Annotated in this window: 14 protein-coding genes; 5 read left to right on the top strand and 9 right to left on the bottom strand. The window is 37.2% G+C overall.

Annotated elements, in window-relative coordinates; translation table 11 throughout:
* Positions 1–9: 9 nt before the first annotated feature.
* The 3 genes from fbpC to EAE93_RS20195 all read left to right on the top strand — a co-directional run bounded on the left by fbpC (position 10) and on the right by EAE93_RS20195 (position 1737).
* Positions 10–1065 (top strand): ferric ABC transporter ATP-binding protein, encoded by a 1056-nt coding sequence (gene fbpC, locus EAE93_RS20205; RefSeq protein WP_214040426.1) that lies wholly within the window; start codon positions 10–12, stop codon positions 1063–1065.
* 151 nt (positions 1066–1216) lie between these two features.
* Positions 1217–1429, top strand: a complete 213-nt coding sequence (locus EAE93_RS20200) for a hypothetical protein (RefSeq protein WP_146110633.1) — start codon at positions 1217–1219, stop codon at positions 1427–1429.
* Positions 1426–1737, top strand: a complete 312-nt coding sequence (locus EAE93_RS20195) for a helix-turn-helix domain-containing protein (RefSeq protein WP_036808311.1) — start codon at positions 1426–1428, stop codon at positions 1735–1737. The genes EAE93_RS20200 and EAE93_RS20195 overlap by 4 nt, the downstream gene beginning before the upstream one ends.
* 50 nt (positions 1738–1787) lie before the next feature.
* On the opposite strand, the gene EAE93_RS20190 is transcribed toward EAE93_RS20195, so the two are convergent.
* From EAE93_RS20190 to EAE93_RS20165, 6 genes are all read right to left on the bottom strand, one after another.
* Positions 1788–1982, bottom strand: a complete 195-nt coding sequence (locus EAE93_RS20190; RefSeq protein ID WP_052105757.1) for a type II toxin-antitoxin system HicB family antitoxin — start codon at positions 1980–1982, stop codon at positions 1788–1790.
* Positions 1983–2087: 105 nt separating this feature from the next.
* A complete protein-coding gene (locus EAE93_RS20185; protein ID WP_214040425.1) occupies positions 2088–6506 on the bottom strand; it encodes a Tc toxin subunit A-related protein in 4419 nt (1472 codons plus the stop codon).
* A gap of 47 nt (positions 6507–6553) precedes the next feature.
* On the bottom strand, positions 6554–9442 hold the full coding sequence (locus EAE93_RS20180) for a Tc toxin subunit A (RefSeq protein WP_214040424.1): 2889 nt from the start codon (positions 9440–9442) through the stop codon (positions 6554–6556).
* 134 nt (positions 9443–9576) lie between these two features.
* A complete protein-coding gene (locus tag EAE93_RS20175) occupies positions 9577–11895 on the bottom strand; it encodes a hypothetical protein (protein WP_110086084.1) in 2319 nt (772 codons plus the stop codon).
* A gap of 405 nt (positions 11896–12300) precedes the next feature.
* A complete protein-coding gene (locus EAE93_RS20170; protein WP_036808322.1) occupies positions 12301–13275 on the bottom strand; it encodes a threo-3-hydroxy-L-aspartate ammonia-lyase in 975 nt (324 codons plus the stop codon).
* Positions 13276–13343: 68 nt separating this feature from the next.
* Positions 13344–13964: a TetR/AcrR family transcriptional regulator gene (locus EAE93_RS20165; protein WP_036808325.1), complete on the bottom strand. Its 621-nt coding sequence runs from the start codon at positions 13962–13964 to the stop codon at positions 13344–13346.
* Positions 13965–14201: 237 nt separating this feature from the next.
* Here EAE93_RS20165 and EAE93_RS20160 point away from each other — a divergent pair, with 237 nt between their 5' ends.
* Positions 14202–15413 carry a Tm-1-like ATP-binding domain-containing protein gene (locus EAE93_RS20160; protein ID WP_214040423.1) on the top strand — a complete coding sequence of 404 codons (1212 nt, stop codon included), beginning with the start codon at positions 14202–14204 and terminating at the stop codon, positions 15411–15413.
* Positions 15414–15759: 346 nt separating this feature from the next.
* Here EAE93_RS20160 and mtr read toward each other — a convergent pair whose 3' ends face one another.
* The 3 genes from mtr to tnaC form a co-directional block, all read right to left on the bottom strand.
* Positions 15760–17004, bottom strand: a complete 1245-nt coding sequence (gene mtr / locus EAE93_RS20155; protein ID WP_110086085.1) for a tryptophan permease — start codon at positions 17002–17004, stop codon at positions 15760–15762.
* Between the two features lie 87 nt (positions 17005–17091).
* Positions 17092–18492, bottom strand: a complete 1401-nt coding sequence (gene tnaA, locus EAE93_RS20150) for a tryptophanase (protein WP_214040422.1) — start codon at positions 18490–18492, stop codon at positions 17092–17094.
* A gap of 124 nt (positions 18493–18616) precedes the next feature.
* A complete protein-coding gene (gene tnaC, locus EAE93_RS25660) occupies positions 18617–18715 on the bottom strand; it encodes a tryptophanase leader peptide (RefSeq protein ID WP_181147885.1) in 99 nt (32 codons plus the stop codon).
* A 425-nt stretch (positions 18716–19140) separates the two neighbouring features.
* Here tnaC and EAE93_RS20140 point away from each other — a divergent pair, with 425 nt between their 5' ends.
* The gene (locus tag EAE93_RS20140) at positions 19141–19572 is read left to right on the top strand and encodes a bleomycin resistance protein (RefSeq protein WP_214040421.1); all 432 of its coding nucleotides are present in this window, start codon (positions 19141–19143) and stop codon (positions 19570–19572) included.
* Positions 19573–20580: the final 1008 nt, after the last annotated feature.

The following is a 20580-nucleotide window of genomic DNA, read 5'->3' as shown; positions in this document are numbered from 1 at the left end:
AGTGACGACATGACACAACAAAATTTTGTCGAACTGAAAAATGTAACCAAACGGTTCGGTAGCAACACCGTGATCGATAATCTGGAGCTCTCTATTCCACTGGGACATATGGTCACACTGTTAGGACCCTCCGGCTGCGGTAAAACCACTGTGTTACGTCTGGTCGCCGGACTGGAGAAACCTAGCGCAGGTAAGATTTTCATTGATGGTGAAGACGTTACAGATCGCTCTATTCAGCAGCGGGACATCTGTATGGTATTTCAGTCTTATGCCCTATTCCCACATATGTCGCTGGGGGAAAATATTGGTTACGGGCTGAAAATGCTAGGGCGGCCTAAAGCAGAAATACGCGAACGGGTTAAAGAGGCGCTGGAGCTGGTGGATTTAGGCGGCTTTGAAGATCGTTACGTAGACCAAATCTCCGGCGGTCAACAACAGCGTGTCGCTCTCGCTCGCGCACTGATCCTCAAGCCTAAAGTGTTACTTTTCGATGAACCGCTGAGTAACCTTGACGCCAATCTGCGTCGCAGTATGCGCGAGAAAATCCGCGAATTGCAGCAGCAATTTAATATTACCTCGCTATATGTTACTCATGATCAAAGTGAGGCATTTGCAGTTTCCGATGCGGTACTGGTGATGAATAAAGGTAAAATCATGCAAATCGGCACGCCACAAACACTCTATCGCCAACCGGCGTCTGAGTTTATGGCAAGTTTTATGGGAGACGCCAATATCTTCCCGGCGACTTTAGGTGCTGATTATGTTGAGATTTTTCAATATCGCCTGCCACGGCCAGCAAACTTTACCACCAACAAACAATCGGTAACGGTAGGCGTCAGACCGGAAGCAATTACCCTGAGCCATCAAGGTAATACCAGCCAACGCTGTACCATTAGTCATGTGGCTTACATGGGGCCACAATATGAAGTCACCGTAGATTGGCAAGGGCAAACTCTGCTATTACAGATTAACGCTACCCAATTGCAACCCGATGTTGGCGATAATTATTATCTGGAAATTCATCCGTTTGGGATGTTTATTTTGGCCGAGAAAAGCAACTGTTAATTTGATTGCAAAAAATCCTGACTTTTAGATCAATAGGCCGCCAAATGGCGGCCTGAGAAAGATGATTTAGAAGGTTAAAATACGTTGCCGCAGAACTTTTGCAGTATGATGATAAAAAATGCTCGAACCAGGACTTTTAATAGAGGTAAAAATGAGCACTAAATTGAACGAAATGCTCGGCTTTGCCAAAGAGCTAGAAGAGGCTAATATTTCTAACGGTGATTTAACCAAAAAACTCGAAGCTAGAATTCAAGTTAGCAATTTAAGTACTGCACTGCTTCCAAAAAAACAGTCAACCAGTAAGCAAGATGTGGAACTTGCCAGAAAACGCTTTAAGGCATTGATACAAGAGCGGAAATTATGAAAATGCAGACTTTTGAAAGCGTATGGGACGCGATCAGTGATACACCAGAACAGGCCGAAAACATGAAGATCCGTGCGCAACTAACGAATACGCTCAACGCATGGATAGCAAAACGGGAATTTACCCAAGCTGAAGCCGCCAAAGTACTGGGGATTACCCAACCCCGTGTTTCAGAACTTGCCAGGGGAAAAATACAGCTTTTCAGTGTGGATAAGTTGATTGCGATGATGGCTCATGCTGGTGTATATATCCGGCATATCGAGATAAGCGAGCCGGAAGTCGCTTTAACCACATTACCCGCCGTTTAACTCTCTCAAAAGTGAGATCCAGCGCTTAGCACGCTGAATTTCACTTTTACTTAAAAGCCCCTGATTTCATTACCGCTATACAATTTGTAAGGTTCTATGCCATCTTTTTTCAGCTCATCGACACTATATACGTAAAAGTCAGCGCCACCATTTAACGCGACAAACTCACCACGAAACATCTCGATTTCCGGGTCAAAAGTGATCACAGCCATATGGCCGTCAATTTTTAACGTATTGTTTATCATGACCTAATTCCTAACCAAAATAACAAGAACCTGGCAAATAATAAAAATAAATTTACCAGATTCCTAATTAAATATTAGATACAGAAACAGCAACAAATAAACGTATTATTTAAGTAGTTCTCTTACCTGACCAGAAAATGCCTCTCCGCCATCCTTCGCGGTATAACATACATGCAAAATAATATCTGTCAAATTATCCAGAATATCTCGCTGTATACTGTCTGTTGCCGCTGATGGGAAGGTGAGTTTCCAGTCAGAAACCGCCCCCGTTCCTTCAAAAGGTAAATAGCGATCATCACCGAAATTAAGATTAAATGTACCGCTATCATTAATCCCTGATGAAAGTGCGATTTGTTGACTCGCTCTCAAATTCGTAACAATTTGTTTATTATCGCCCTCTTTATTTGAAAGTAAATATTTCACACCATTAATATCCGGCGTTTTCAATGTATAACTTTTGGTTTGAGTTAAAGTCGCTTTAATATCCTGATAAGGACCAATTAATGTCGGCAGCGTGACCGATACAGAAGTGATCTGGCGTAAATAATGCCCGGCATAATCCTGATCAAATAATTTCTCATTCAATATAAATGTAATTCCTTCACCGGTTTTAAGTTCAGATTGAATATCTTGCCATTTTTTCGTATCAGACAATAGATTTTTTAACGAGATCGTTTTAGTTAACTCTAAACGACGTTCATTACGATTCAAATAAGCCGATTCCATTTTCAATAGATTCAGTTTAATCTTTTCTCCGACCAACAAACCATTATGATTATCGTCCCAACCATTTTGTACAATAAATTGTGTGGAAAAATCCCCCATTTCATATTGCCAACATGCTTGTGCATTTAAACATAGCGAAAGCACTGCATCGTAAGCCTGACGATATAATGACATCATCTGATCATTCAGCCATTGATAAAGCGAAGATTTCGTTACCCTAGTCACAGTAAGAAACTGATACATATCCTGCTCTTTTTGCAGTTGAGCCTGAGACTGTTGTAATGTTGTATTCGCAGCGGAAATTTGCGCCTCTTGCTGTTCAATCTGTTTTTTCAACATTTCCAGCTCACTTTCCGCCTGTTTATATTGAATCTCCCACTCTTCACGTCGCCGGTTATAACTGGCTTTAACGCTCAATGCATCACTTGCCATTTGCATCATTAATGATGCCGTACGTGTAATACCCGCGGAACAAACAAGCGGCATATGCCATCGTTGTCCACCAAATGACGTTCCCGCAATACTCGGTATCAGCGAAGCGGCACCGGCGGCGGTTAACATTCCTTCCTCAACAGAAGAAATAATTTTTGCCGTACCTTGTAAATTCAGAGCATTGGTTTCATCTGTAGAAATGTTTTCATCATAAAGCGCCTTATAATGATCAATCCGTTGTTGTATTGTCTGCTGACTTTTTAATAATGCCTGTTTCCCTTTTTCAGCGATTGCGACAGCATCTTTCTGCAATGAAATGGTAAAAACAGCTAACTCTTTCAAATGTAATTGATTCAACTCTTCCTGTTCCGCGCGATCTTTACGTTCTTGCGCATTCAAGAGTAAATCACCAAAATGACTTAATGTATCTACCGCATGATAAACACTGGGTAATAATGCCCGGAAACGATAAGGCGGTATATTCAAAATAGCCGTACTACCTGCTGCTAATAATGATCCACCGTTCGCCAGTAAAGCGAGCAAATTTTTCGGATCGACAGGTGTTGCATATAATGGTAGCGATAAAGGTTTACCATCTAAAGTTAAATTATGGCGCAAATTATAAAATCTGCTGGATAAAATATCCCAATACCACAGTAAATCATTATTCAACGGCACTCTAAATATCGCATTATCCACCGCCGTATGAGCACTGACTTTAGTGGCTGGAAGATCAATTAATATATCAGGATCAAAATTACTCTCAAATTCTCGTAATTTATTATTCTTTGAAGAGGTGACATCTGCCAATTCAATCGGTAGCCAATGACTGACTAAATCAAAATCAGGTCTGGGACCAAGCAATTGCTGTGCTTGAAGATAGCGTAATTTAGCATTATTAAGTCCGTCATTGGTCAGAAAGCGATAAAAACTATCACCGAAATCAATTAAGTTCTGCACATACATTTGGAATATGGCTTTCTTATAATGTACCGGATCGGCATAAGCTATCGCATCTGGATCTTGTAATCCTTTTAGTTGTACTGAACTATCTTGAGAAACCTCTAACAGGCTGCAATTCCAATAGCCTGGGCTACCATTAGCCTTATTTTTTACTCCTGGATTGAAAATATAGTGTAACCAGTTTTGAGCATCCTGATATTGTTGTGAAGTATTGAGTTGATACGCAACTAAATAAGGCACATGGAAGAAAAGCTCCCAGAAATAAATACTATTTGCTCCGTTAAGCGCTGAATCATTATTTTCATCACTCCCCGGAATAGGCGGCTCTTTAATATGTTGCGCCTTCCAACTCAGTACATCAGAAATAGAGTGGTTAGCCCGCGCAATAAGTTCCTTGCCAAATAAGGTATTTAATCTGATAGATCGATATTTAAATTGTAATTCAGTAATGTCCAAATACTGTGCTTGCGTTTTTTTATCATAGGCCAACAGCAAATTAGGATAAGGCGTTTTACTTAGTTTAATTTCATAATAGTTATAACCTAAATCCGCATCTTCACCCTCTTTCTTATAACCTAATTTTAAAAATACACTCGGATCATTACCATTTATTTCATCGAGATCAAGTTCTACAGTAGGAATAATACTCTTTCCATTGAGTAATTGGCGTTCTGAATATAACAGACTATCGCTCCCTCCTTTAGTATGCCATAAACAGAAATCAGCCTCCCGATAACCGGAATGATCAATATCTACTTTTGGCGTTCCCTCTCCAGAAGCAACAAGTTTACCACCAGATTTATTGAGTTCTGAACTAAATACTTTAGCTTCTTTTAGTCCAGACAGCGGTACTTCCATTTCTTTGGCAAAATGATAAGTATTACCTTGCTTTTGTCCCCATTCAGAGAAATTAACGTTCAACTCAGGATAACCACTCTGACTGGAATTAAACATAATATAAAAATAGTCACCTGACCCATAACTATTATCATTAATAGTCACCGCGACAGAAACGGTTATTTTTCCATTATTTTCTTTTGCGCCATCAGCAAGTGAAATATTAACCTTTCCTGCTTCACTAGATTTACTTTTAAGATCAATATCACATACTACAGATTTAATAATCTCTTTCCCAATTGACAAACTATTATTACCACTGAGACGCAGTTTTCTACTACCCATTTCAGCAAATAGGTTCATTTTTTCTGTCGCAAGCCCAGGATAACTTCCTGACTCCTGATAAACCGGTTTATCAACTAATTTGTATGCATCCCCAAAATAGGCTGACAACATATTTGATTGTGTAAGATCTTCCGTAGAATTAGATTTAATCTGTTGATAAATGTAGAGATCTAATAACTTGCCACCAACCAGAGGCACAGGAACTTCGTTAAATAGTAAATTACAGGAGTAAGGATAGCTCTCTTCTCCTGATGTATTATTTTCTGTTTTTACTGACTTATAAATAGCAGAAATAACTAATACCGGTTCAGCTCGCAAATCCATTAATGCAATGAGTTCAAAACCATCATTAACTTTACTCTTATCGCTGGTAAAAGTACGTAATTTATTTGGCAGACTCCATTCACCATTAAATTTTCGATATATCAAATTAATACTATAATAATTTTTTTCTTCTTTATTATTATCAACTTCATGTGCCAACCAAACGATATGAAGACGACCATCAATAACAACTGGCCGGATCTTAATCACTTCCCCAGTAGCAGGAATACTAATTTTCTCCCATTCTTTCCAAGCGGTAGGATTAATGACATCTTGCATATTTCGATTAGCCATATTCAGCGATCGCCAATAATATTGACCTGGCGTAATATTCATCTTACCAATAAAATAATATTCAGATTGAGCGGGAGATAATTCTTTAGTCGTATTGACATAGCCACTCATTAACTCTAAGTTACTTATTTCTTCAAATTTATTTAAATAATTCAATATAACTTCTTGAACAACTTCATCACTCAACTTCCCTTTATTTAAATTATCCTCCAACTCTTTAAAATCACTTGTTTTACCCTGGCGTAATATAGGACTAATATAATTCTCTGGATAATTCCATAACTGTTGAAAACCAGCCCAAATATTATATTGACTTAAAACATCACTCCATTTCTCTACTCTATCTTCATATTGATAATCATACCCAGGTTCCATGTTAAGCATAATGCCATTAATATATTGCTGAATACTGGAAATCGCTTGTGCAACGACACTGGTATTAACCTGACTAGATACCTGATTATCAATCAGTAAATATTGATATAAATCATCCGGCGTTTTTAAATCGGGTGAATTAGCTATTTTTGAAATATGCCCTAAGTAATAACTAACCAATCCATCACGAACATTCTCAGCTAATTTTTTAGAAACAATATTTTTCATATCCTGAACCTCTATTAGAAATTTTTATTACACGATGAAAACTATATTTACAGAGTTGCTACCATCATTGTGCCAACCTGTTTATAATCCTCATAAGAGGAATGAGCATTGATATTTATCGTCGCTAATAATGAGCGCATGGAAAGAGCCATTTCCTCAGACCAAACTTTAAGTCTCATCATGATATCTATTTCAGCTAATGTTTTTACTGTATTCTCTTCCTTGCCAATAATATATGAATTAGCTAATAACACCTCATCACTCTGCCATGACAATAGTTCAGTTAATATTTTCACCATATTAGTTTTATCGTTACTTTGATTATTCTTATTGACTAGTTCCAAATAACGCAATATTTTATCTTCCGCGTTATCTAAAGAGGCAACTAATTGCATCCAATCTCGGTAGCGACTGAAATAATAAATAACCGATAAAGAAAGTTGCGTATTCTGGCAGCCAAACCGTTCAGGATGTTCAGAAAAATGATTCAACATCACAGTACTCAATTGAAAAGTCTTAATCACTGAAATATATCGCGATAAATCATACATCAGTATCAAATAATCCTGACTGATCACCTCTGGTTGTAAATTCTTCTTATCAAACAGTTCAAATGACTTCAATAAAAAATCGTAACTATTTGAGCCAATCCAATTTAAAATAAATAAAGGAAATGGTTGTGATAGCTGAAATGCATTTGCCAACATACTGGCTGATATTGCATTTTGTGCGGATTGAGTTTGAGTAATAATTGCAGCCCATTGCTCAGTAATAGATACTTTGACTTTCTCATCAAGTAATATGCTTTTTATCGCTTTATTAATTTCATCACTAATATTAACATCAGGTTTAACCAAACCATATTTTTGATGAGATACTGCGTTTAAAACAGTTTGACGTGGAGTTAACCAATCAATCAAATCACCATTATTATCCAATGCAGGTAAGATATTTTCTGACAAACTTTCCAACATTAAACTTTCTGAATTACGATGCAATCCAACTTGATTAATAAAGGCCACCTGAGCCGCATTTCCGGTCATAACAACTTCATTAGCTGGTAATAAGAATAGTTGAAGAGTACCAACAGATAATTTATTTATTCTCAACCATTCTGTAGTCTGCTCGATTGCAATCATAATATCCAGTATATCTGTTTGTCTATTATTTCCTGATTGCGATAAATAAGGCATACCCGCGACCTGTTTTAATACTTTATTTCCACCTATTAGCGTTAAAAGAACCACACCTTCTTGTGGTGTTAACCCAAAAATTCTCGACAATCGCACAATGCGATAAAACGCAGAAACAACAGCAAGTGAACATGTTAAACTCTTTTTACCAATCGATTCAGCAACTAATGGCGCTAATAGAGCAAAATCCTTCGCTTCAATTTTCAAACCAGCACATAACTTGCTAATAATAGTGTCATCCTGCTTTGTTTCCGAATAAAACTCACGATCATCAATCACCAATGGCGCATCAAACAACGAAGATGAATTGAAAATCTGATCGAAGAAAGGAATGGCTGTACCCGTCGAAAAAGGGGTAATTTGATATATCAACGCGGAAAAATCATCAGGCGAAATATGATATTTTTTACTCCAATGATGAAAAATTCCTAACATACGTAAGGTATTATCATTCATCTGTAATTGTTTATTTGCATCCCCTTCTGCCCGCATAGTTGCAGTCACCAATAAATCAATTTTATCTATCGGCAAATTAACCCATTTCCACAATCGTATCATACGATTTAATCTATCAAAGCGTTCATGATTCACACCAGATAGTTTATTTATCTCTTGTGGCAAATAATCACTTGAGACAAATTCACGATACAAATGTAAGAAATCACTCGCTTTTGCATTTGGCCCATTAATAAAGACGGCGCCATAACTATAAGGAGCCGCAGGCATACCTAAATTAAGCACATTTTGAGATAATCTCACGTTATTCTGTTCTAATGCCGTCCCTTTATTGGTAGATATTCCTTTTATACATAATAATTGCTCAACTTCTGCGACAGAAAGAGTTGTTTGTGAAATAAAAGTCGATAACAATTCAAGTAACTCTGCACTATTAACGCCATAATTATCTTGATATAATTGACTATTAGATGGGTTTAACGGCTCATTAATTATTTTTTGTTGGCAAATACCTAGCTGATTTGCTAAAGGCGCGACAAATTCTCCATTAGCAATATTTAGATTAGATTTAAGAAAATAAGGATAACTCTTATCTGTTTGTTGCGTCATTTCCAAACAAAAAAGTTTTTTATTATCAAATGTTAGATTAATTTGGTTTTGCGCATGATCATAAGGGAGTTGGAATGGATAACGTACATTAGCCAAAAGATCATAACTGGATAAATTGGTTTTTCCTTGTTGTTTTAATATAGCTTCCAAGCGTTGATTTAGCATAGTATTAACCAATGACAGTGTTGAAATTTCCTGATTAATACTGACGTCATCCAGCATTAAATGCGCTAAATCAGAACGGCGCTCATCCATTTTAATGGCCTCAGCACCCGCATTGGATTCAATATCCATCGCTAATTTATAAATCTCTGCTAAATAAGCAACCGGTGAATTATTTGCTTCCGGTGCGCCATTTGGACAATATTGCTGCCAATTATCCTGAAATAAGGATTGATATTGAGGACCTCCTTTTAATGAAAGCGAAGAATAACTTCTGGCATATGTATTATGAGTATAATGCTGCTGGCGAAATTTACGGGCTATTTGTATAGCATAGCTGTTTGCTGTATCATAAATATCTGCTGCCTGATGATCTGAATTATACTTCTCTACAAATAGATTACGGGGCATTCTTATAAGATCAAAAATAGATTTATAACCTAATTCAATTATCTTATCAGTAAAGTTATATTTATTACCTATTTTCTTTAGCAACGGGCTGATATCATGATTCATAGGATTGCCTTTATTTATTGGAAATATATGGATGGGTGTTTTATCTAAAAAAGATAATAGACTTGAGAACAGAGATGCAATAAAGAATAAGAAGTTTATTGCATCATCTGATGGTTATTAAAAACAGTTAGTTATCAACTGATTTTCGGCTCCAGTGTAATCAGAGCATAGCCCGCACGATTGGGTTTATTTTTATGTGTCACTCTGAGTAAAACAATTTCCGAACGAGTAATATCATTTGGCGCAGTATAAGTTGCAGTATACTTTTCGATGTCATTACCAAACTCATCTTTTGTAACTTCTGGTTCACCTACCTTAATATTTCCTCTTTCTGGCATGAGGCTCCATTCACTTGGAGAAGTCAAATCATTACCGACAGAAGAGAACTTCATTACGGCATCAGGTGTTAATAACTCTTGATTATAGCTAGGATCAATCCTGAACTCACCTTTCGTGTTTTTACTGATAAGCAAAATATTAACTTTATCTAAATCGCCATTATCAGCAACAGCCGTCACCGTAACCATATTATATCCGGCAGGGAAAGCAGCTGGAGGCGTATATTTTCCATTCGCATCAACAACACCATAGCCAGTACCCGTTTCCACACTCCAATTCACTTTCTTATTGCCATAAACAGTAAAATTGGCTTCCTTATTAACATCATTCTCATTGATAACAACAAAAGAAGGACTAACCGATACAGAAGAGGGCAACAGAGTGACAACCGCTGAAGCTTTAGCGTTCGTTCTTGAGTCTGTCGCAGTAATTGTCACAATTTGACTATTTCCTTTTATCTTAGCCGGTGCCGTATAATCTCCCGTATTAGCATCAATACTTCCCAATTCCGCTGGAGTGATGGACCAATTTACCGTTGCATTGGTGTTGGTTGTAAATTTATGCTTAGTTTTCACTGGCATAGTTAATTGAAGATCATTGATTTTAAAAGCAGTTGATGTTGGAGAAATATCACCAAATAGCACCATATCCCCAGGCACATACACCTTATCAAACTCAAGATAATTGCTTTCAGGGAACAGAAGGTGATTAACTGCAAATAGACTTATACTATTTAACTTAATTTTAGATACGTTGGCTAAATCCGTTTCAACGGCGCCTTTAACAATTTCCGCTGTTTTATCAATAAACTGTGATTGAAAATCAGGGCCTATAAGACTTCCCCAACCAGATGGGCCTTGTTCATCATATTTAACACCCATTCCATAATGTGACTCCAACTTGATTTCATCATTAGATATAACTGTAGGTGTAATATCTATCGATCCATCAACATAGAAATCAATTTTCGATTTATCATAATAACCAAGTATGCCATCTTTCATAATACCCACTTGCTGAGCAAAATGATAAGATTGACCATTATTACTTACTCCAGAAAAGATAATTTTTTCCCTCTCAGGTTTAATATACATTCCAGAATAAGGGATTTTCACCTTCTCTGGCCAAATATTAGTGGCGCCATTATATTTAACCAATCCCGTCCATACTGTATAAGATCCTTTTTCATATTGTACAGGTTTATCACTTTCAGAATATCCGTTTTTTATATTCAAATATTTGGCTGAATCATTTTGTTGACTATCGAGACTGACCAGCTCTAATTCTACTCCGGTAGAACTCGGTAATAAACTCTCATATTGCGGTTTAAGAATATTCTCAAAAAGTGTCTTATTACTGATAATTAGCATCGCAGAACGATTATCCGGTATCAAATAAGGAAAATTACTTGAGTTAGTTGGTAATACTCCGCCGTTAGGGTTATAGTGTGTTGCAATAAATAACAACACCGCACCATGACCATAATTATCAGAACTACGTAAATTAGCATCGGGTGCAGGTTGGGTTCTAATTTTAAACATTTTTGGAACCAGTCCAGCCGTATTATCCAGCTTCAAAATACCTAACTCATAAGTTACATCATTATTTTTAAGCCAATTACGGAAAAACTCTTTTACTTCTGCTGGCGCATCGTCAATAACATTGACTACACTCAAATCTCCTTTTTTAAACTCAACAACAACTTTTCCATCATTACCAACAGAGCCTGTTCCCGCAATCAAATTTACGGTTATCGTCATATGGTAATCATTATTCGGTGTAATTCTTTGATAATTCTTTACTCTACCATCATCATAAAGTTCTACTATCGTACCAGAAATAAAATTTAATTTTACCGTTGCCTGAGAATCTTCAATTGATGAATTTTCAAAGGAAATTAACGGCACTCCCAACGTCAAATTATCAAATTTTATCTTTTTATTTCCACTTTCCCAGCAAATAGGAGAAAAATGTGTACCTTCACTCACCTTTCTTACATATTGCTGTTCAAACAGCATATTTATTTTAGTTCTATCATAGGCAGCAATAATATCCCATCCAAGAGTCTTCGTTTTCCCACTAAAATCATTAACAATACTATTTTCTGTAGTCATATAATCACCTATGTTTGAAGTTATGAAAAACATGTTATTAAGGTAGGCGTATTAGATAATAGCTACCGCCATCATATTAGTTCAATAATATGAAATTAATCACCAGGATAATTTATATTTGCTCTCTATTACCAACTTAGGCATAAGTTGAAGAAAAAATATATATTATCCAATACATCCAAATAGATTGAGAATTAATTAGGATGCATATGATTAATATAACATGTATCAATGTGAATATAACATAGGAAAATATTCACATAAAATATGTAGCGGCCAATATATAATATTAGCCCTACAATTAATATTTAAATATAACAAATCAATAACTAAAGGATAATAATTACACTACAAAACACACATTATAAGTTTTGTGAATATCAAAGCCCTCTTCTATATGGCTCATTACGTCTTAGGTTGTTTTGACAGCAAAGCACAATAACGTTCGATATCCACGTTACCGCCACTGACAATGATCCCTACCCTTTGGCCTTGTAATGGCTCACACATTTTGCGGGCAGCGGCAAAACTCAGGCAGCCGGTCGGTTCGACAATCATCTTCATTCTTTCCGCATAAAAACGCATTGTCTCCACCAGTTCCTCATCAGAAACGGTGAAAATATCATCAACATTCTTTCGAATAATATCGAAAGTATATTGCCCAAGATGTCGAGTTTGCGCCCCATCAGCAATGGTTCTAGGCGTATCGATATGAACAATTTTTCCCTGACGAAATGATTGTTGAGCGTCATTACCGGCTTCCGGCTCTACACCATAAATTTTACATTCAGGAGAAAAATGGCGGGCAGCAAGCGCGCTCCCTGAAAGCAATCCTCCGCCACCGAGACAGACAAACAACGCATCCAATCCCCCAACCTCTTCAAACAGCTCTTTTGCCGCGGTTCCCTGCCCGGCAATAACGTGCGGATGATCATAAGGAGGAATTAAGGTCAACCCGTGCCTTTCTGATAATTCCCGGCCAATTTGTTCACGATCGTCCGTATAACGATCATAAAAAACAATTTTACCGCCATAACCTTCAGTTGCCGCTACCTTAGCCGCAGGCGCATCGAACGGCATAATGATTGTCGCCGGTATATTCAGTATACGAGCCGCCAATGAAATCGCCTGAGCATGATTACCCGATGAATAAGTCACAACCCCATTGCGGCGCTGTTCGTCACTAAATTGTGATAACGCATTAAAAGCACCACGAAATTTAAATGCTCCCATTCGCTGATAATTTTCACATTTAAAAAATAACTTAGCGCCAGTCATTTCATCAGCAGTACGGGAAGTCAGAACCGGCGTACGGTAAGCATAACCTTCTATACGCCGGGCAGCGGCAATAACATCATCATAAACAGGGATATTCTTCATAGGAATAACCGCAAGTTATACGAAATAGCAGACAAAATATCTACGCCAGAAAAATCTATCAAGAATAACTATAATTCAGAATCTCTGTGCGCCTGATTAATAATTGCTTTTGCCATCCATTTAGTGATCTCAATAATTTCTTCATTATCCATCTGCCAGATATCTTTCATCACCAGAAAGACTTCAGAACCATAAATCAGGGAAAAAGCACGAATGACATTTTCCAAAGTATCCGGCGGAAAATGCCCTTTTAATGGCTCAACAACCATTGCCAGGATATCTTTACGATGCCCACGAACCAATTTCTTTTCCTGTTTATCCTCAGATAAACGTCCCTGAGCCCATTGCTGCAAGGAAACTAACAGAGCTGCTCGTAACGCGCCTTCATGTTGAAACATTCGAGGATAGGCAAAATTCAACAACTCAATAATCCGCTCCTCAGTTTTTTCACTGGCCGGTTTCCAGGTAAGAATCGGCCCAAGGCTAGCGCCAACAATTGCATCAATTAAATCACTTTGAGTCGGAAAATAGCGATATGCCGTTGCCCTGGAAACACCAGCATGCATTGCCAATTCAGAAACCGAAGGTATCGCCCTCTGTTCAAAAAGTTCCAACGCCACATTTATTAACAATGTATAAGTTTTTTTCCGAGTACCGGTAAAATGAGTTTTCGTCTTCGAGTCCATCATCCCCCACAACTCTTTCACAGTAAAAATCGCTACATTAACACTTATGGTTAAAATATTTTTTCGCTATCATCACTCTACTCAACTATCTACAAAACGATCAAATTGATTCAGCCTATTTATGGATAAAATGAGATGACAGTCTCAATTTGATAATATAACAGTGATACTTGAGTCTCATCTTGACTATAATCTGTCCATGAATGAGTAGTCAGCACCAGGGAAGTATTCATAATTATAATGAAAAAAAACCAAGGCTATGTTTATATCGCTACTATTTTTGATACCAAGCGCGCAGAAATTTTCTACGTCAGGGATCTGATCAAAAAAGCCGGCCTTGCTGTTCGAACTGTGGATTTGACTACTCAATCTGGCTCACTGGAAAGAGGCGCCGATATTACGGCCCAAACAGTAGCAGAGCATCACCCGCAAGGTAAAGAAGCCGTTTTCTGTGGTGATAAGGGGAAAGCCATTTCCGCGATGTCAGTTGCTTTTAATCTCTTTTTATCAAAACAAACTGATGTTTTAGCAATTCTAGGCTTGGGAGGTTCCTGCGGTACAGCACTGATCACGCCGGCAATGCAATCTTTACCCGTAGGTATACCAAAACTTATGGTTTCTACTATGGCCTCCGGTGATGTTTCTGGCTATGTGGGTGTTAGCGATATATCTATGCTCTATTCGGTCACAGATGTATCCGGTCTTAACCGTATCTCTCGCCAGGTGTTAAAAAACGCGGCCAACCAAATTGCAGGGGCAGTCTATTTTCATGAAGAGAGCAATATTGAAGATAAACCGGCTATTGGTCTGACGATGTTTGGTGTGACGACACCTTGCATACAGTTATTAACCAGAGAGTTGGAACAGCAGTATGATTGTCTGGTTTTCCACGCAACCGGCAGCGGTGGCAAGACAATGGAAAAGCTAGCCGAAAGCCGTTTGCTTCACAGTCTATTGGATATCACTACCACTGAAGTTTGCGACTATCTGTTTGGTGGCGTTCTTGCCTGTAATACTGACCGTCTGGGGGCAATAGCCCGCACGCAAATACCTTATATCGGTTCTTGCGGAGCGTTGGATATGGTGAACTTTGGTCATCTGAGCACTATCCCAGAACGCTACAAATACAGGCAATTTTACCGTCACAATTCGCAAGTAACATTAATGCGCACCATACCCGAAGAGAACCGCCAGATGGGAATTTGGATCGCAGAAAAACTCAATCAGTGCGAAGGAAAAGTAAAATTTATTATTCCAGAAGGTGGTTTCTCCGCTCTGGATATTAAAGATGGGCCGTTCTGGAATCCTGATGCTAATCAAGCATTTATCCAGGCTTTCGAAGCTACATTTATAGAAACGGAAAATAGACAACTAATTAAAAGCCCTCATCATGTGAATTCACCTGATTTTTGCCAACAGGTGATTGATGAATACCGGCAGATGATGGCTTAACATCAACGGTAATATCGTTGCAAAAACAACACTGACACTGAAAGATTATATACAACTAATTAATGACTAGGCAAAAAGTTGCCAGAAGAGGGCATTCTAATGCTATTGTTCTATCAGTGACGAATTTACGACGTGTCTGTTGGAACGTTGTACTAAAAGAAATTAAAGCGGTTGACTATTCGTGTTCTAAAGGGAAGCCATAAGAACTTCCTGTTAATAACCTTGCTGTAGATGTTAGGAGTTAACAAACTAAATTAAAACATAAATACACCTGCTTTGTTTTCTCCCTTTCGGAGCTTATTTCCGTCAACACCAGGCTCCTGCGGCCCCCACCGCAGGAGTTTTTTTATGAATAAACCGGCAATAGATTAAAATTTGATAAGATATGCGCGACAGCATTCAGTACACCAAATAGAAAAATCAAGCCGAGCATCACATTACCTCCCCAAACCCTATACATAGGGCTGCCAAATCGCTTACGAGATGCTCTGGCAAGTAGTGCAGGAACGATAGCTGCCCAAACTGTTGCAGCAAGGCCAGCAAAACCTATCGCATGAATAAAGCCATTCGGGTAAATCATTCCACCAACTATTGGCGGAAGAAAAGTCACCACTGCCGTTTTCAAGCGCCCCAACTTGGTATCATCAAATTTAAGCAGATCAGCCAGATAATCAAACAACCCAAGCGTGACGCCAAGAAATGAGCTGGCAACCGCAAAGTTGGAGAAGAGAGTTAATAATAAGCCCAAAGCTGAACTGTTCAATCCTCCACTTAATGATTGCACCAAAACATCAATATTGCCCCCTTTTGCTATGATTTCGACAAAATCAGGCCGGGAAATATTGCCCATTGTTCCAATCAACCAGATCAAATAAAGCACCAAAGCCATTGATGTGCCAATAAACAGGCATCTCTTTATTTTCTCTGGATCTTTTCCATAATATTTCATCAGGCTAGGAACATTACCATGATATCCAAAGGAAACCAGACAGAAAGGTAAAGTCATTAATACATAAGGCCAGTAAGTTGGATTGACTTCAGTTGTATTAAACAATACCGTGGGTTTAATGTTATAAAGCAGACCGCCAAACGTCATAAAGAAAGTTAATACCTTAGCGCCAAGAATAATTGATGCTATCCGGCTGACAGTTTTAGTACTTAACCAGACAATAAACGCCACAACAAAAGCAAATAAAAAACCACCAAACCCAGGCGAAAAATCTATCGATACCTCCCGCATAGCATGTTGAATAATCGAGCCGCTAGCGGAAATATAAGCATAGGTCAGTATATATAAAACAAAAGCAAGGGTAATACCATTAATGATATTCCAACCATTGCCCAACAGATCTTTCGTGATGGTACTGAAACTTGAACCAATTCGATAATTAAGATTGGCTTCCAATATCATTAACCCTGAATGCAACATGCAAAACCAGGTAAAAATCAAAGCGGCAATTGACCAGAAAAACCATGCTCCTGACATGACAACCGGTAAAGAAAACATGCCAGCACCAATAATTGTTCCACCAATGATCATGGCGCCGCCAAATAAAGATGGAGACGATTTTTCTATCGACGAAGTAGCCATATGCGTTATCCTAGCGTGGCTTTACTTTATATAGTAAGCAGTAAAATTGGGGATGCTTTTCAACAAGAAGCATCCCGATATTTATTATTATTTAATTGGTTTTAATCTTGCAACGAAATGACGTAATACGGATGGTTCATAAGTAAAAGTTAATCCTTTAATCTGAGAAAATTGCTCCTTCAAGGAAATAAAGGCTTCTACAACATAATCCATATGATCATTAGTATAAACACGACGAGGAATAGTTAATCGCAAAAGTTCCATTGGTGATGGTTTCTGTTTTCCTGTTTCTGGGTCACGACCTAATAACAAAGAGCCAATTTCCACACTTCTTATTCCTGCCTCCAAATATAATGCATTATTCAGAGCATGAGCCGGGAACTGCTCCCCCGGAATATGTGATAATAATAATTTAGCATCAACAAATACTGCATGACCACCGGTTGGATATTGAATAGGAATACCAGCCTCTCTTAATCTGTCACCTAAATAAGCCACCTGATTAATACGATATGCCAGATAATCTTCATTCATCCCCTCTTCAAGACCAATTGCCAGTGCCGCCATATCGCGCCCGGCAAGACCGCCATAAGTGACAAAGCCTTCCATTGGCACACAACGGGTACGCACTTCATTAAAGAGATCTTCATCATCACGGAAACAGCAAAGACCGCCAATATTGACCAAAGGATCTTTTTTAGCCGACATTGTTAACATATCGCCATATTGATACATCTCTTTGACGATCTGTTTAACGGATTTATTTTCATACCCCTTCTCTCTTTGCTTAATAAACCAAGCATTTTCACAAAAACGAGCTGAATCAATCACCACAGGAATATCATATTGCTTTGCAATCTCATACACGGCTTTCATATTAGCGATAGAGATAGGCTGACCACCGGAACTATTACAGGTAACAGTTGTAATAATCGCGACAACATTATCATCGCCATGTTCTGCTATCGTTTTTTTCAATTCATCAATATCAAAATCGCCTTTCCAATCATAATAAGTGGTTGTATCAAAGGCTTTTGATGTGACGACATTAATCGCTTTCGCGCCATTTAATTCAACATGAGCCGCTGTCGTATCAAAATGGAAATTAGAAATAAAGACCGGATGCTTTGCACCACCTTGCGCTTTTTTACGGGCAATTAATGTCGGAAATAAAATCTGTTCTGCTCCACGCCCTTGATGCGTTGGAATAGTATATTGATAACCAATTAATTCATTAACTTTATCACATAGATGATAATAGTTACGGGAACCTGCATAAGCTTCATCCCCCATCATCATCCCCGCCCACTGGCGATCACTCATTGCCCCAGTGCCGGAATCTGTCAGCAAATCAATATAAACTGCGTCACTGGGTAATAAGAATGGATTATACCCGGCTTCTTCTAACGCTTTTTCACGTTCGGCACGAGTAGTCATGCGAATATTTTCTACCATTTTAATACGGAAAGGTTCTGGAATACGTTTCATATATATTTTTTTATCCAATAGTTGGCTATACCGCATAATTCAGACAAATTTCCAAGAACAACCAGAAATACGCCAGAATAATGTAGTGATTACAATATTTAATTTTTAAATATAACCAGAACAGCTAATCAGGGAAAAAATGAGAAATACGGTGATCGACATTAAACCATGCTTGCATATTACAAGAACAAATAAAATAATAACGTAAAAATATAGAAATCATAAAATGCATTTATTCCCTGATTAAAATCAACTATTAAGATATAGATAATATTTAAATTATCCGTGACCAATTCCACAAAAATAAAAATATCATAAATATAATTTTACATATGAATTCAACTTAATGAATCATATAAATCAACAAGAAAAACAGATAATAAATTTAGTTTAATAAATATAACAATGCAATTAAGCACCATCAATTAAGTCAATTACTAACACAGTAAACCATCCCATAAGAGCTTAAAAAACCAAGTTAAATAACGTAAGAATTAATAGCATTATTTACTAAGTTTTTTCAGGAATAAAAAATAGCTTTATTAGATCTATTACTATTTAATTCATTAAACTACAATATTCTCATTCTGGATAAAATTAATCTATTCTCATATAATAAAATAGATATTGTTGAATATAGGATAACATATGGAACAAGATAAACCCTATTGGAATCGAATGGTTCCAGAACTCACTGTTACTGACTTCTCTCTATCTCTGGATTTTTATCAACGAATTCTCGGCTTCCAGTTGCTTATTCGCCGAGATAATCCAGATTTTGCATACTTAGCACTTGGTGAAGCACAACTCATGCTTGAAGCGTTACATGATGATGGCTGGAACACAGCCTCATTAAATTATCCTCTTGGGAGGGGGGTGAATTTTCAGATTGAAGTTGATGATTTAGCGCCTTTACTGCACAACTTAAAAGCTAATAACATCAAACTTTATCGAGAGGTTAAAGATAATCATTACCGTATTGATGAAGTCATTGCATGTCAACGAGAATTTCTTGTGCAAGATCCTGATGGCTATTTACTACGTTTCAGCCAATTCATAGAAAATATAATGGCGTATTAATTTAAATAGCCTTGGCCAATGACTTTAATAGCTGAAATATACCCTCAAATTTATTCTATTTTTAATCCATAAATAAAATCCCGCCCTTTATTAAAAGGGCGGAAAATAGAAAAAACAGAGGTATAATTCCGCATAACACAATAATTATGCTAACTGAATATCAATAGAATTCCACTCTCGATTAGCTATTTTTTTCCGATATAATAGGCATGGAATAATCAGAAGTTAAATGATTAGGAGCTTGAGAACCAATAATACATGTTGCAGTATGAGATGAAAAAATAACGCATTTTGCCGCACATATAGGAAAATGCGGATACAATACACAAGCATGGATAGATGTAGAAAAAGCAGAAAAGAAAGTTAACGTTAAAAGGGCCCAAAGTAACTGGTGTTGCAATCTATTTATCATCATATCACCTCGCTGAATGGTATATTTTCATTTCCTTATATTCGACTCCTTTGAATTAATTATAGAGCAAAATTTAACCGAAAAAAATTTTTTATCACTTCGTTGATAAATCATTTAAGTTATCGAAAAAAATTGAACAACCAGATTATAAAAATCTCATCACCCAATAAAATTATTCATCAACATTAAACTATAAACAATATTTGAATAAAGTTATCTAATGATTTAATAAGCATGTTAAGATATCCATAACTACACAGTTGATATCTCACAAATACTAATAATAAATTAAAGAAATTATATAAAATATTTTTAAAAATTGGCGTTTAAATTTTTTACCAATTCAAGCAATCATTTAAATATCTTAATTATTTACAATCAAATTCATTTACTTTTTAATCTACATTTCCTCACAACAAATACACTATACTCACTAAATGTATTAATAGTGCTGTAGCCACAGTATACGCATCCACAGCAGAAAAAATAGGCGCTAAATTTAGCAACCTTATTCGACAATGACAAAACCATTTGGTTCTCAGATTCCACATCCACCCTGTACAACATATTCGGCAAAAATTTATCAATTTCGCTAA

Origin of the sequence: Photorhabdus akhurstii, from assembly GCF_018448925.1 — a bacterium.
GTDB lineage: Bacteria > Pseudomonadota > Gammaproteobacteria > Enterobacterales > Enterobacteriaceae > Photorhabdus > Photorhabdus akhurstii.
This window is presented reverse-complemented; position numbering and strand designations above follow the sequence as displayed.

Excerpts from the sequence above, each read along its gene's own strand:
- EAE93_RS20195 (WP_036808311.1), top strand. The coding sequence starts at position 1,426 with ATGAAAATGCAGACTTTTGAAAGCGTATGGGACGCGATCAGTGATACA.
- EAE93_RS20160 (WP_214040423.1), top strand. The coding sequence starts at position 14,202 with ATGAAAAAAAACCAAGGCTATGTTTATATCGCTACTATTTTTGATACC.
- EAE93_RS20165 (WP_036808325.1), bottom strand. The coding sequence starts at position 13,964 with ATGATGGACTCGAAGACGAAAACTCATTTTACCGGTACTCGGAAAAAA.
- EAE93_RS20185 (WP_214040425.1), bottom strand. The coding sequence starts at position 6,506 with ATGAAAAATATTGTTTCTAAAAAATTAGCTGAGAATGTTCGTGATGGA.
- EAE93_RS20175 (WP_110086084.1), bottom strand. The coding sequence starts at position 11,895 with ATGACTACAGAAAATAGTATTGTTAATGATTTTAGTGGGAAAACGAAG.
- EAE93_RS20180 (WP_214040424.1), bottom strand. The coding sequence starts at position 9,442 with ATGAATCATGATATCAGCCCGTTGCTAAAGAAAATAGGTAATAAATAT.
- EAE93_RS20170 (WP_036808322.1), bottom strand. The coding sequence starts at position 13,275 with ATGAAGAATATCCCTGTTTATGATGATGTTATTGCCGCTGCCCGGCGT.
- tnaC (WP_181147885.1), bottom strand. The coding sequence starts at position 18,715 with ATGATTTCTATATTTTTACGTTATTATTTTATTTGTTCTTGTAATATG.
- tnaA (WP_214040422.1), bottom strand. The coding sequence starts at position 18,492 with ATGAAACGTATTCCAGAACCTTTCCGTATTAAAATGGTAGAAAATATT.
- mtr (WP_110086085.1), bottom strand. The coding sequence starts at position 17,004 with ATGGCTACTTCGTCGATAGAAAAATCGTCTCCATCTTTATTTGGCGGC.
- EAE93_RS20200 (WP_146110633.1), top strand. The coding sequence starts at position 1,217 with ATGAGCACTAAATTGAACGAAATGCTCGGCTTTGCCAAAGAGCTAGAA.
- fbpC (WP_214040426.1), top strand. The coding sequence starts at position 10 with ATGACACAACAAAATTTTGTCGAACTGAAAAATGTAACCAAACGGTTC.
- EAE93_RS20140 (WP_214040421.1), top strand. The coding sequence starts at position 19,141 with ATGGAACAAGATAAACCCTATTGGAATCGAATGGTTCCAGAACTCACT.
- EAE93_RS20190 (WP_052105757.1), bottom strand. The coding sequence starts at position 1,982 with ATGATAAACAATACGTTAAAAATTGACGGCCATATGGCTGTGATCACT.